This window comes from Bacillus sp. FMQ74, from assembly GCF_001875785.1.
In the GTDB taxonomy this organism is placed as follows: domain Bacteria; phylum Bacillota; class Bacilli; order Bacillales; family Bacillaceae; genus Bacillus; species Bacillus stercoris.
This window is the reverse complement of the sequence record NZ_MOEO01000017.1, coordinates 41950-55654: the sequence shown is the minus strand read 5'-3', so window position 1 is coordinate 55654 and position 13705 is coordinate 41950. Positions and strand designations below refer to the sequence as shown.

The window sequence follows — 13705 nt, the reverse complement described above, 5'->3', positions numbered from 1 at the left end:
AAGCTCCCATCTGTCCGCTCGACTTGCATGTATTAGGCACGCCGCCAGCGTTCGTCCTGAGCCAGGATCAAACTCTCCGATAAAGTAGTTTGACTGACTACGCACATCGCTGTGCGATTTATAAAAAAATGAATTAACAGGTACGTTTTGTCTTGTTTAGTTTTCAAAGATCATTTTGTCCACTTCGTTCAAGCGACTTTATTATTATAACTCGTTGACTCAGTGAAGTCAATAACTTTTTTTAAGTTCTTTTTTTCCTTATCGCCTTGTTTAGCGGCAACGAATAATAATATACCACCTTGTAAATAATAGCGCAATAGTTTTTTTGAAGAAATACTAAGGAATTTAAAAAGAGCGGTATCCTCCATAGAGAAAGGATGCCGCTCTTCTTTATTAGCGTTGCCTCATTTGCGGGAATAACAGCACATCACGAATAGAAGGGGCATTCGTCAGCAGCATAACCAGACGGTCGATACCGATGCCTAAACCTCCTGTTGGCGGCATACCGTATTCCAGAGCTTCAACAAAGTCTTCATCCATTAGATGAGCTTCATCATTACCGGCTTCACGTTCTTTTAATTGCGCTTCAAAGCGTTCTCTTTGATCAATAGGATCATTCAGCTCTGTAAACGCGTTGGCATGTTCACGGCCGACGATAAACAGTTCAAAACGGTCTGTAAAACGCGGGTCCTCAGGGTTTTTCTTAGCAAGAGGAGAAATTTCTACAGGATGCCCGTAAATAAACGTTGGCTGAATAAGCGTTTCTTCAATTTTTTGTTCGAAGAATTCGTTGATGATATGTCCTACTGTCATAGAATCTTTAATTTCCACACCATGTTCTTTCGCATATTCACGCGCCTGTTCAACAGTAACCTCTTCCCAGAAATCAACGCCAGTCGCTTCTTTGACTGCGTCAACCATATGGATTCTTTTCCACTCCGGTTTAAGGTCGATTTGCTCTTCCCCGTATTGAATCGTAGTTGTGCCAAGCACTTCTTGGGCGATATGAGCGACAAGGTTTTCAGTTAAGCTCATGATATCTTTATAGTCCGCATATGCTTCATATAATTCAATCATCGTAAATTCAGGGTTATGGCGAGTAGAGACACCTTCGTTACGGAAAACACGGCCGATTTCATATACTTTTTCTAAACCGCCGACAATAAGGCGTTTTAGGTGTAGTTCAATTGCAATGCGCATATAGAGTGGAATATCTAACGCATTGTGGTGAGTGATAAATGGACGTGCAGAAGCTCCCCCAGGAATGCTGTGCATTGTAGGTGTTTCTACTTCTAAGTATCCATGATCATCAAGGTATCTTCTCATAGCTTGAATGATCTTGCTTCGTGTGATGAATGTATGTTTGCTGTCTGGGTTTACGATAAGATCCAGGTAGCGTTGACGATAGCGCTGCTCAACGTCTTTTAAACCATGGTATTTGTCAGGAAGCGGACGAAGCGCTTTTGTCAGCAATTCAAAGGAAGTTGCCTTAACAGACAATTCGCCTACATTTGTTTTGAAGACTTTTCCGGTTACGCCGATCAGATCACCAAGGTCAGAAGACTTGAAGATTTCATACTGGTCGTCACCGACACTGTCTTTCCTTACGTAGATTTGGATTTGCCCTTCTAAGTCCTGAATATGAGCAAAGCCGGCTTTTCCTTTGCCTCGTTTTGTCATCATGCGGCCTGCAATTGTAACTTCAATCGCTTTTTCTTCTAACTCTTCTTTGGTTAGATCTTGATATGCCGAAATAACTTCTTGAGACTGATGAGTTCTTTCAAAACGTGCCCCGAATGGATCGATGCCGTTATCTCTCAGCTGATTCATTTTATCGCGTCTGACTTGCAGCTGATCATTCAATTCTTCATGGTTATGCTCTTCTTGACTCATTGTTATCACTCCATTACAGATATTGTTTCATGAAAAAAGCAGAAAAACTGCCAGCGCAAAACTAGCAGTGAGCAGCAAATAGAGGTGGGTATTATCCTACTTTTGCATTTCGAAGCTCTTTTGCCTCAACTTCAACCGTAAATGCATCTAAAAGCTGTACAAACTCTTCTCTTGTCTCACAATGATTGATTTCATTACGAACGTTCGCATTGCCTTTTACACCTTTCAGATACCATGCAGCATGCTTTCTCATTTCTCTTACCGCTACGTTTTCACCTTTTAAGTCAATCAGGCGATCAAGATGCAGTTTGCATACGGCCATTTTTTCGCGTACTTGCGGCTCTTCTTTTAATTCACCTGTTTCAAGATACTGAACCGTACGGTAAATCATCCACGGGTTGCCCAATGCAGCGCGTCCGATCATGACACCGTCTACTCCTGTTTCATCAAGCATGCGCTTAGCATCATGCGGTGTCTTAACATCGCCGTTTCCGATAACCGGAATCGATACTGATTGTTTCACTTCCTTGATGATGTCCCAGTTTGCCGTTCCTTCATACATCTGCACTCTCGTACGGCCGTGAAGCGCAACTGCTTTACCGCCCGCACGTTCTACAGCTTGTGCATTTTTCACTGCGAAAATATGGTCTTCATCCCAGCCCATTCTCATTTTCACTGTTACTGGTTTATCAACGGCATCCACTACTGCAGAAACCATTTCATAAATCTTATCAGGATCAAGAAGCCATTTGGCTCCCGCATCGCATTTTGTAATCTTTGGCACAGGACATCCCATGTTTATATCAATGATATCAGCAGTTGTGTTCTGGTCTACAAACTTCGCCGCTTCCACAAGGGTATCCTTTTTTCCTCCGAAAATTTGTAGGCTGAGAGGTTTCTCACGTTCATCGATATAAAGCATACCCATTGTTCTTGCATTATTGTAAAGGATCGCTTTGTCACTGACCATTTCAGCGCATACCAATCCGGCTCCGAATTCCTTTACAGTCAATCTAAACGCAGAGTTGCAGACACCAGCCATAGGTGCCAGCACAACCCGGTTTTTCAATTGAATATCTCCGATTTTGAACAATTTTTCTCCTCCTTTCGTTTATTCTATTTTTCTGGCGGTGCCAATTCGTCCGCACTTATATTTAAAACATCTGCCGCATCTTTAATGATGACAGCCGACGGCAATCGGTTTCCGCGTTCAATTTCGCCGAGAATAGAAACTGATATACCTAATGCCTTTGCAAATCCTTCTTGAGTATAACCTTTCAGCTTTCTGAATGCACGAATTCGTCTACCCCAGATTTCTGCTTCCATACTCTTACACCTTCTTGGTTTGTTTCAGCGCTTGTAGCCTCTTTTTCAACCTGCTGGCAAATTTCCGCAAGCGGTGCAAGGACAAACAAACGCTCATACATTCTCGGATGCGGAACAATTAGTTGCTCTGTTTCAATATTTTCACGATTAAATAACAAAATGTCAAGGTCTGCCGTCCGCGGCCCCCATCTTACTTCCCTTGTTCTGCCTAATTCGTTTTCTATGTGCTGCGTCAGTTCAAGGAGCTCAAAAGGGTTTAGTGATGTCTGTATTTCAACAGCCATATTCAAAAACTCATCTTGATCTTCGTATCCGACCGGGTCAGTTTCGTAAATTGACGACACTTTAGTGACTGTCACCGCAGCATGCTGATGCAGCAGAGCCACTGCTTGCCTTAAATACGTTTCTCTATCTCCAATGTTAGATCCAAGTGCAATATAAGCTATGTTGTTCATGACTTTTTTCTCGTGATTTCAATTGCTACTGATTTGTAGTGTCCGGGAATTGGCGGATCTGGCTTAATCACTTTCACCGTACATTGCTGAACCGGCTGAAATTTTTTGAGAACAGTGTCGGCGATACGTTCTGCCAGCGTTTCCACCAATTTTACAGGCTCCCCTTCCACGATATCTTTACATACGTGATAGAGCTCAGCATAGTTAATCGTTTGCTCAAGGTCGTCTGTTTGTCCGGCTTTGCTTAAATCCAGCTCAGCGGTTAAATCGACTTTAAACCGCTGGCCAAGTTTGTTTTCTTCTTTGAACACACCGTGATATCCGTAAAACTCCATTCCTTCTACATAAACTTTATCCATGGTGCACCCCTCCCTTATTCAGCATCGCGTCCATCATTTTCGCCATTCTGGCAATTTGTTTTACATCATGGACCCTGACAATGTCACAGCCTTTTTGAATACCGAGACACACAGTCGCCCCTGTGCCCTCAGCCCGCTCCTCGGGCGGAAGATCCAGAACACGTCCGATGAATCTTTTGCGGGAGGTTGCCAGAAGAACCGGATATCCCAATCCGCTGAAAATCTCCAGCTTGTTCATCACTGCCAAGTTATCGTGATAGGTTTTCGCGAAACCGATACCGGGATCAAGAATAATGTTCTTCTCGTCTACTCCGGCCTCAACAGCAATTTTTACACTCTCCATTAAGTCCGACAGCATATCCGGCAATAAGTCATTGTAGTTTCTTTCTGGGCGGTTATGCATGAGAACAATTGGAACATTGTGTTCAGCTGCAACGGAAGCCATCCTCGGATCGTGTTTGGCTCCCCAAATATCATTGATAATGGATGCGCCGGCTTTCACAGCTTCATCTGCGACAGAAGCCTTGTACGTATCTACAGAAATAGGAACACCAAGCTCCTTTGTAATCCGCTCAATCACCGGAATGACTCTGGACATCTCCTCATCCTCAGACACGCACTCAGCGCCAGGCCTTGTCGATTCTCCTCCGATATCTATGATATGGGCACCATCATCGATCATCTCTTTCGCGTGCAGCAGTGCCTTGTCCAAGCTGTCATACTTCCCGCCGTCCGAGAAAGAGTCAGGCGTTACGTTTAGAATTCCCATCACCAGCGTCTTCTCTTTATATGATAAAGCGCTGGGCTTGGTGTGGATGACTTGTGTTTGATTTATCGTTTGCTGCGCCATGCTCTTCCTCCCTTTTCATGTATCATGTTCTTTATCTCTTTTTTATATAGCAATTGAAGAGCGGAGACTGCTTCTCCGCTTCGGCTTCCATAGTTTACTTCTTCTATTTTAGTAAACGGGATGATTTCAAGAACCGAATTCGTCATCCACGCTTCGTCAGCTGTCAAGAGAGCTTCTAGCTCATATCGGCCCGTTTTGAGATCCAGACCTGCATTCTTTGCATTTTCTATGATAAAACGCCTCGTGACGCCGTCCAGAATACCCGTATCAAGCGAAGGCGTATAGATACAGCTGCCTTTTCTCCAGAAGACATTAGATATGATACCCTCTGCAACAGCTCCATCCTCCGTTAAGAATATTCCCTCGACACGCGGGTCATTTCCAATCTCCCGTTTCGCATACATATTATTTAGATAATGATGAGATTTTAACCGGAACGATCCCTCCGGAGTGTTTCTCCGTATCGATAAAACCCTTCCTTCTTTTTGCAATGGGAGGCTTTCTGGTTTCAGCTGATTCACAAAGCATAAAACGGTCGGCTTGTCGTACGTCTGGGCGACAAAGCCTTTATCGCTAATTCCCGCCGATATGTTCAGTCTGACGCGGGCATTTCCATCCTTGATATCATTTATCTTTAGCAGCTTGTCCAACATCTCAAGGATCTCATGCTTTGAAACAGTATATTCAATTTGCAGATCCTTAAGCGCGCGTTCAAGCCGTTCTATATGCCAATCAATCAAAAACGGGCAGCCTTCGTAGAGCCTGAAGGTTTCGAAAACACCAATCCCATATAAAAACCCATGGTCAAAAGGAGAAAGAACTGCATCTTTCTCCTCCATATACCGGCCGTTCACATATATCATCACGCAATAACTTCCTTGCGGTATGTCTCAATAAAATTTCTGAGCATTTCTTTTCCAAAGGAGGTCATAATAGACTCGGGGTGAAATTGCACGCCCTCTATCGGGAGGTCATTGTGGCGAATGGCCATTATTTCTCCCTCTTTCGTTTGGGCTGTTACTGTAAAACAGCTTGGCAGCGTCTCAGGCTTGACGATCAGCGAGTGGTAACGTGTCGCAACAAGGGGATTTTTCAACCCTTCAAAAATCGTCTTGCCGTCATGCTCGATATCCGAGGTTTTCCCATGCATAAGCCGTTCTGCCCTAACCACGTCACCACCGAACACTTGCGCGATGGACTGATGTCCGAGGCACACACCGAAAATAGGAATTTTCCCTGCAAAATGTTTAATGGCTTCGAGGCTGATTCCCGCCTCATCAGGGCTGCACGGTCCGGGAGATATCATCAGAAAGTCCGGAGACAATTCTTCAATTTCTTCGATTGTGATGCTGTCATTGCGTTTCACAACCAGCTCTTCCCCAAGCTCGCCCAAATATTGTACCAAGTTGTACGTGAATGAATCGTAGTTATCAATCATTAAAATCATTTCTCCGCTCACCTCATCTAATTTTTGTCTCTTCTTTGCTCAGCTCTAACGCCTTTTGCATCGCAAAAGCTTTTTTGAATGATTCCCTGTATTCATGCTTTGGTACAGAATCAATCACAACTCCTGCGCCGGACTGCATAAATGCCTGCCCTCCGGTTGCATAAATGGTTCGAATAACGATATTAAACTGCAGATCGTGATTATATCCAAACCATCCTATAGATCCAGTATAAAGCCCGCGGCGTGTCGGCTCAAGTTCTTCTATAATTTCCATCGTCCTTACTTTAGGTGCACCTGTAATGGTTCCTCCAGGAAACACAGCATGAATAATATCTACAGCATCATACCCATCCTGCAGTTCCCCCTGGACGTTAGACACAATGTGCATCACATGCGAGTATTTTTCAATCGCCATGAATTCATTCACGCGCACAGACCCGTAACGTGACACTCTTCCCAGATCATTTCGCTCAAGATCAACAAGCATGACATGTTCCGCGCGTTCTTTTTCGTTGTGGATCAATTCGTTTGCAAGCGCCTCATCTTCTTCATTCGTTTTCCCTCTGGACCGGGTGCCCGCGATCGGTCTCGTCTCTAATCGTTTGCCCTTTTTGCTGACAAGCAGTTCAGGCGATCCGCAAATGATTTGGAAATCAGGCGTTTCTAAATACGCCATGTACGGAGAAGGATTTACTTCTCTCAAGGTTTTGTAAATTTGATATGGATGAGCTGGCAGTGACTGTGACTGCCTTATTGATAGATTGACTTGAAACACATCTCCGCTGGCAATGTATTGTTTGATTTTCTCTACAGCTTGTGAAAATCCATCCTCGGTAAATGGCGCCGCGAAGGAACCATCCGTTTCATACCCCATCTCTCGCGAAGGGACAGCAGGAAGCTCAGTCAGCCACATCTGCTCTAACTCAGATAGCCTCACATCCGCTGCTTCCTGATCAGAACCATTTACATGAGTAATTAGCCATAAAGACTCTTCTTGATGGTCATAAACAGCTATATCATCAAAAACAAGAAAATAAATATCTGGCGTTTCTAGATCATCTAAAGAGAGCATTTTAAAATTTTCAATATAGCGTGCGTAATCATAGCTGAGAAACCCGATTGCTCCGCCTTGAAAGTCGGGGAACTCATGATTCGTTTCTGTTTCCAGTGTTTTAAACCAGCTGTGGAAGGCCCGTAATGGGTCACCTTCTCTAAACAGCATCTCATCACCATGCTTAATAGTCGTTATTCCGTCTTTTCCTTTTACAGTCGCAATTGGATCAAGACCGGCTATACTGTATCTGCCGCCTCTTGCACTTTCGAGAAGTACGTGGTGTTTTCGGGATTGCGCAAGTTTCTCAAATTGTTGTAAGAATGAGTCTTTTTGAAAAGGTACTTTTTTGCCTGCCGGTCTGCGTTGTGCCATTTGTATCATTCCTCTATTTTCTTTTTTGCTTGTTTTAATTGTAAAGCAATGTTGTTAGTGAAAAAAGTGAATTTCTCTTCCAAGAATAACATTCGTCGCAGACATGGCATATTTGATGCACGAAATATAAAAAAACTCCCGGCGAACCGGGAGTTTTGGCTTTTTTTAATCGAATTGATACAGCGGCGTGCTTAGATAACGTTCACCGTTACTTGGAATGATGGCCAATACTTTTTTGCCTTTTCCGAGTTTTTTCGCTATTTGAAGAGCAGCATAAATTGCCGCACCTGATGAGATGCCTCCGAGAATTCCTTCTTCACGTGCAGCTCTGCGGGCATATTCGAATGCTTCTTCATTCTTCACAGGGAAGATTTCATCGTATACTTCAGTGTTTAAGATGTCCGGCACGAATCCAGCTCCGATTCCCTGAATTTTGTGGGGGCCTGGTTTTCCTCCTGAAAGCACTGGGGAATCTGACGGTTCAACAGCGTAAATCTTGATGGAAGGGTATGCTTCCTTCAGCACTTCGCCCGCTCCCGTAATCGTTCCGCCTGTGCCAATTCCGGCTACAAATGCGTCAAGCTGGTCGTCACCGAATTGCTCAACGATTTCTTTACCTGTTGTTTGGCGGTGAATTTCTGGGTTAGACGGGTTGTTGAACTGCTGCGGCACAAAGTATCCGTGCTTTTCAGCAAGCTCTTCAGCTTTCTTAATGGCGCCTTTCATGCCTTCCGCGCCAGGAGTCAGCACAAGCTCAGCACCGTATGCGCGAAGAAGGTTGCGGCGCTCCATGCTCATTGTATCAGGCATAACCAAAATAGCTTTTAATCCTTTAGCAGCAGCAACCATTGCAAGCCCGATTCCAGTATTTCCGCTTGTCGGTTCAATGATTGTATCACCGGCTTTTAATTTTCCTTCTTTTTCAGCCGCTTCAATCATAGCTAAACCGATACGGTCTTTTACACTGCTTCCAGGGTTCATGTATTCAAGCTTTAGATATACATCCGCACTGTTTTCATCTGCAAGGCGATTTAATTTGACGATTGGCGTATTCCCAATTAATTCAGTAATGGAGTTTGCTACACGTACCATTCTCGACACCTCAATTTCCGACTATTTGTATTGGTATTATGTATATAATCTATCAATTTCAAAATTTTTTGTCAATCACTTAGTACTTTTTTCCCCATAAAACCAAGATACATCGGCTTCTTTCCAAAGTGTTTTAACTGTCGCTTTATCGCCTAGTTGATCCATTGCAATTTGCCGTCTGATCTGGTCCTTTACTTCATCATATGAGAATGTTCTTGCTTTTAGTTTTTCTTTCAGCTGGATAATGGCATATCCATTGCTGACCTTGATTGGTTCCCGAGACCATTCATCCTCTTTGAGTGTTTTCGCCTCTTCAATGTATGCTGACGGAATGTTGTCTGATGCCTCTGTGACAAAACCTAAATCTCCGCCGTATGGCGATGTATATCTGTCAGTAGATCTTTCCGCCGCAACAGCTTCGAAGCTTGAGCCGCCTTTCAGTTCTTTCAGGACTTCTCTCGCTTCTTCTTCATCTTTGACAACAATGTGCCGAATTCGATACGAATCATCAAACTGATATAGTTCCTTATTTTTATGATAGAATGATTCCAGTTCTTTGTTTGAGATGTCGATATCCCTTGTTAACAATTCTTCAAGGAGGATATTATAACGAATTTGGTCTTTCCACTCTTTCTCAGTCGTATGTTCATCTTCATAAAAGGAATTATTGACCGCTTTGATCAGTAGAAACTCACGATCAATTTCGTTTTGGGATACTTTAAGGTTGTTCTTTTTGGCCAGCTGCTCAACGACTCGGACATTGATCATATCTTCAAGCGTGGACTTCCCATATTGGTCTTCCATTTCTTTCAGCCATTCTTCTCTTGTCACACTCTTGCCTCCGATAGTCGCAATAGACTCACCGGATGACGATGCGCCGGCTTGGGATTTCGTCAGCGTATATGCAACAGCAATACAGCAAACCAACAGCGCCCCTAAAATAATGGTCCAGATTGTTCTTGATTTCAAACCTGCTTTCAGCCCCTTTTCTCAAATTAAAAACCCGCTAAAGAGCTTAGCGGGTAGTTTGGTCACGAAGCCCTTCCAGCTCTTCTTTTGTAAATAAGTACTTTTCATTACAAAAATGGCATACTGCTTCGGCTTGTCCATCTTCTTCTATCATATCTTGAATTTCTTTTTTGCCTAGTCCTAAAATGGCTGTTTCGAACCGTTCTTTTGAACAAGGACAATGGAATCTGACAGGCATCGTTTCCAAAATCTCTGGTTTCTCGCCTAGGACTTCTTCTAAAATTTCTTCCGGTGTCAATCCCTTTTGAATGAGCTTAGAAATCGGCTCAACTTGAGATAGGCGCTGTTCAATTTTTGTGATGGTTTCATCATCTGTTCCCGGCATCAGCTGAATAATAAAGCCCCCTGCCGCAAGAATGGTATTGTCAGGATTGACGAGCACACCTACACCCACTGATGAAGGAACCTGCTCAGATGACACAAGATAGTAAGTAAAATCATCTCCTAATTCTCCTGAAACGATTTCTACTTGTCCTGTGAAGAATTCACGCAAACCTAAATCTTTTACAACACTTAACGTTCCACTTGTTCCAACCGCACGTCTGACATCAAGCTTGCCTTGTTCATTTAAATCGAAATGAACTTGCGGGTTAGAGACATAGGCTCTGACTTCTCCTTTGGAATTGGCATCAGCTACAATAGCTCCAATCGGACCTCCGCCCTCGATTTTCACGGTCAGCTTATCTTCGCCCTTCAGCATAGCGCCGAGCATAAGCGAAGCTGTCATTGTGCGACCTAGTGCAGCGGATGCTGTCGGCCACGTACCATGGCGTCTCTGTCCTTCATTTACCATATCAGTCGTTCTCGCTGCATAAGCCCGAACTTTTCCGTCATACGCAAGTGCTTTTACTAAATAATCCATTACAAAACCTCCTATACACTTCCTACGCGGTTTCTTTCATAAATCAATTCCAGCCCCTTTAGGGTTAAGAATGGATCAACGATATCTATACAATCTGATTCGTTTGCAATGAGCGGCGCCAGTCCTCCTGTCGCAATGACTTTTGGCTCCTGTTTTGCCTGCCATTTCATTCGCTTAACGATTCCTTCCACTTGGCCGACATAGCCAAATAAAATCCCAGATTGCATCGCGCTTACAGTGTTTTTTCCGATAATATTGTCGGGACGGGTGATTTCGATACGCGGAAGCTTCGCTGCACGCGAGTAAAGCGCCTCTGTCGAAATTGTAATCCCAGGAGCAATTGCCCCGCCCATGTATTGTTTGTTTTCATCAATATAGCAGTACGTTGTGGCCGTTCCGAAATCAACAACAATTAATGGATTGCCGTATAAGTGTATCGCAGCGACAGCATTTACGATCCTGTCTGCCCCCACTTCTTTCGGATTGTCGTATTTTATATTTAAACCGGTTTTCATACCCGGACCGACAATTTGCGGTTCGATATGAAAGTATTTTGTGCACATTCTTTCTAACGCAAACATGATTGGCGGCACTACTGATGAAATAATGATGCCATCTATCTGTTCAAACATAAGCCCGGAATGCTCAAATAACGAGCGTAAAATCATCCCAAACTCATCTTCTGTTTTATGCCTGCTTGTTTCTATACGCCAGTGATATTCTAATTTTCCATCATGATATACACCAAGTACAGTATTGGTGTTCCCAACATCGATAACCAGTAACAACCTCTATCACCACTTTTGAATAGTTTCTCTACTTTACTTTTTACAAACATTCTACAATACCATACACGATCAGCGGCTCATTTGTAAACAAATCGATACCAGAATTGGATGATTGTAAAAGACGCAGCTGAGCCCATCATTTACATAAAAAAACTGCCAGCGTCAGCCGGCAGTTTTTAGAGAGAAAGCGAATTACTCTTTCGTATCGTCTTTCTTTTCTTCTGTTTTTGTCAGAATGTTTACTTTCACATCATCATTCTTCTCATCATCATTCTTCTCATCATCAGAGAAATTGCGTTCTGGCAATGTTCCGTGATCGATAAGGTGTTTGATTTGTTCAGCGTCAAGCGTTTCAACTTTCAGAAGCGTTTGGGCAATCAATTCAAGCTTGTCACGATTTTCAGTCAGGATTTGTTTCGCGCGCTCATAGCATTCCTTGATGATGCGCTGAATTTCCTGATCAATTTCGTAAGCAATTTGATCACTGTAGTTCTGTTCGTTGTTGAAATCACGGCCTAAGAATACCTGACCGCCCTGAGACTGTCCAAATTGCAACGGCCCCAGTTTTTCTGACATACCGAATTCCGTAACCATTCGTCTTGCAATATTCGTCGCACGCTGGAAGTCATTGTGCGCTCCTGTGCTGACTTCACCAAAGATAATCTCTTCAGCAACACGTCCGCCCAAGAGCCCGACAATTTTATCAAGCAGCTCCGGCTTTGTTTGGAAGTAACGGTCTTCTCTTGGCAGCATAACAGCATAACCGCCAGCCTGACCCCGAGGTACAATCGTTACTTTATGAACCATATCTGCCTCATCTAAAACGAGTCCGATAACAGTGTGTCCGCCTTCGTGATAAGCCACGATATTGCGTTCTTTCTTGGAGATAACGCGGCTCTTCTTAGCAGGTCCGGCAATTACACGGTCCGTCGCTTCATCAATATCACGCGCATCGATTTTTTTCTTATTTTGACGAGCCGCCACAAGCGCAGCTTCATTCAAGAGATTTTCTAAGTCAGCGCCTGAGAAGCCTGGTGTTCTCATGGCAATTGATTTTAGGTTAACCGTTTCATCCAGCGGTTTGTTTCTCGCATGGACTTTCAATACAGCTTCACGGCCAATAACATCTGGACGATCCACTGTGATTTGACGGTCAAAACGTCCCGGACGAAGTAAGGCTGGGTCCAAGATGTCCGCACGGTTCGTCGCAGCAATGATGATAATACCTTCATTAGCGCTGAATCCGTCCATTTCAACAAGCAATTGGTTTAGCGTCTGTTCACGTTCATCGTGTCCGCCGCCGAGACCCGCTCCACGCTGGCGTCCCACTGCGTCAATTTCATCAATGAAAATCAAACAAGGCGCATTCTTTTTCGCATTTTCAAACAAGTCACGCACACGAGAAGCACCGACACCTACAAACATTTCAACGAAATCAGATCCGCTGATGCTGAAGAAAGGTACGCCGGCTTCACCTGCACAAGCCTTGGCGAGCAATGTTTTACCGGTACCCGGAGGTCCAACTAAAAGCACGCCTTTCGGTATTCTGGCGCCAAGCTCGGCAAACTTGCGGGGATCTTTCAGAAACTCAACAACTTCAACGAGTTCTTGCTTTTCTTCGTCAGCCCCTGCAACGTCTTTAAATTTGACGCGTTTCTTTTCCTCTGTATACAGCTTCGCCTTACTCTTACCAAAGTTCATGACACGGCTGCCGCCGCCTTGAGCCTGATTGAGCAGGAAGAAAAACAGAATAAAGATAATAACAAACGGGATGATGGTCGTCAGGAATGTCACCCATCCGCTTGTTTCTTGAGCGGGCTCAACCTTTACGTCCGTTTTTTTCAAAGCGTTAAATATCTGGTCTGCTCCCTTTCCTTCAGGAACATGAGTCAAAAAGTATTGATCTTTGTCGTAATTTTTCAGCTGCCCTTTTACCTCATAAACACCTCTGACAGGCTGAACCGATACGCTATCAACTTTCCCGTCATCCAGGTTTTTGATAAACGTACTGTACGACATATTTTCTGTTTTCGGATTTGAGGTCTGGAAGTAGCTCACAACCCCGATTACTACTAATAAAATAAGTAAATAAAAAATGGTATTACGGAAGACCCGATTCATTCCTTACCTCCTCCCACAGTAAGCACAACTATGTTCAATAGTACCATAGAAAATCAT

The 13705-nt window shown here is 43.8% G+C and carries 14 protein-coding genes and 1 rRNA gene; all 15 read right to left on the bottom strand.

The window, feature by feature from the left end; genetic code table 11:
- Nucleotides 1-83: ribosomal RNA gene (locus tag BLL41_RS20920) — 16S ribosomal RNA — on the bottom strand; the annotation flags it as partial.
- Between the two features lie 310 nt (nucleotides 84-393).
- Complete coding sequence (gene lysS, locus BLL41_RS20910; protein ID WP_071579278.1) at nucleotides 394-1893, bottom strand: lysine--tRNA ligase; 1500 nt, start codon at nucleotides 1891-1893, stop codon at nucleotides 394-396.
- A 91-nt stretch (nucleotides 1894-1984) separates the two neighbouring features.
- Nucleotides 1985-2986: a tRNA dihydrouridine synthase DusB gene (dusB, locus tag BLL41_RS20905; RefSeq protein ID WP_071579277.1), complete on the bottom strand. Its 1002-nt coding sequence runs from the start codon at nucleotides 2984-2986 to the stop codon at nucleotides 1985-1987.
- Nucleotides 2987-3009: 23 nt separating this feature from the next.
- Complete coding sequence (locus BLL41_RS20900) at nucleotides 3010-3219, bottom strand: helix-turn-helix domain-containing protein (protein ID WP_071579276.1); 210 nt, start codon at nucleotides 3217-3219, stop codon at nucleotides 3010-3012.
- Nucleotides 3171-3674, bottom strand: a complete 504-nt coding sequence (gene folK, locus BLL41_RS20895) for a 2-amino-4-hydroxy-6-hydroxymethyldihydropteridine diphosphokinase (protein ID WP_071579275.1) — start codon at nucleotides 3672-3674, stop codon at nucleotides 3171-3173. The genes BLL41_RS20900 and folK overlap by 49 nt, the downstream gene beginning before the upstream one ends.
- Complete coding sequence (folB, locus tag BLL41_RS20890) at nucleotides 3671-4033, bottom strand: dihydroneopterin aldolase (RefSeq protein WP_003242079.1); 363 nt, start codon at nucleotides 4031-4033, stop codon at nucleotides 3671-3673. Before folB ends, folK begins: the two co-directional genes overlap by 4 nt.
- Entirely contained in the window at nucleotides 4026-4883 is an 858-nt protein-coding gene (gene folP / locus BLL41_RS20885; RefSeq protein WP_071579274.1) for a dihydropteroate synthase, read from the bottom strand. The genes folB and folP overlap by 8 nt, the downstream gene beginning before the upstream one ends.
- On the bottom strand, nucleotides 4865-5746 hold the full coding sequence (gene pabC / locus BLL41_RS20880) for an aminodeoxychorismate lyase (RefSeq protein WP_071579273.1): 882 nt from the start codon (nucleotides 5744-5746) through the stop codon (nucleotides 4865-4867). The genes folP and pabC overlap by 19 nt, the downstream gene beginning before the upstream one ends.
- Nucleotides 5746-6330: an aminodeoxychorismate/anthranilate synthase component II gene (gene pabA / locus BLL41_RS20875; protein WP_014475585.1), complete on the bottom strand. Its 585-nt coding sequence runs from the start codon at nucleotides 6328-6330 to the stop codon at nucleotides 5746-5748. Before pabA ends, pabC begins: the two co-directional genes overlap by 1 nt.
- Nucleotides 6331-6343: 13 nt before the next feature.
- Nucleotides 6344-7756, bottom strand: coding sequence for an anthranilate synthase component I family protein (locus tag BLL41_RS20870; RefSeq protein WP_071579272.1), 1413 nt, complete (start codon nucleotides 7754-7756; stop codon nucleotides 6344-6346).
- Nucleotides 7757-7921: 165 nt separating this feature from the next.
- Nucleotides 7922-8848, bottom strand: coding sequence for a cysteine synthase A (gene cysK / locus BLL41_RS20865; protein WP_071579271.1), 927 nt, complete (start codon nucleotides 8846-8848; stop codon nucleotides 7922-7924).
- Between the two features lie 75 nt (nucleotides 8849-8923).
- A complete protein-coding gene (locus BLL41_RS20860; RefSeq protein WP_071579270.1) occupies nucleotides 8924-9817 on the bottom strand; it encodes a peptidyl-prolyl cis-trans isomerase in 894 nt (297 codons plus the stop codon).
- Nucleotides 9818-9863: 46 nt separating this feature from the next.
- Nucleotides 9864-10739, bottom strand: a complete 876-nt coding sequence (gene hslO / locus BLL41_RS20855) for a redox-regulated molecular chaperone HslO (protein WP_071579269.1) — start codon at nucleotides 10737-10739, stop codon at nucleotides 9864-9866.
- Between the two features lie 11 nt (nucleotides 10740-10750).
- A complete protein-coding gene (locus tag BLL41_RS20850) occupies nucleotides 10751-11527 on the bottom strand; it encodes a type III pantothenate kinase (protein WP_003218395.1) in 777 nt (258 codons plus the stop codon).
- A 192-nt stretch (nucleotides 11528-11719) separates the two neighbouring features.
- On the bottom strand, nucleotides 11720-13648 hold the full coding sequence (gene ftsH, locus BLL41_RS20845) for an ATP-dependent zinc metalloprotease FtsH (protein WP_071579268.1): 1929 nt from the start codon (nucleotides 13646-13648) through the stop codon (nucleotides 11720-11722).
- Nucleotides 13649-13705: the final 57 nt, after the last annotated feature.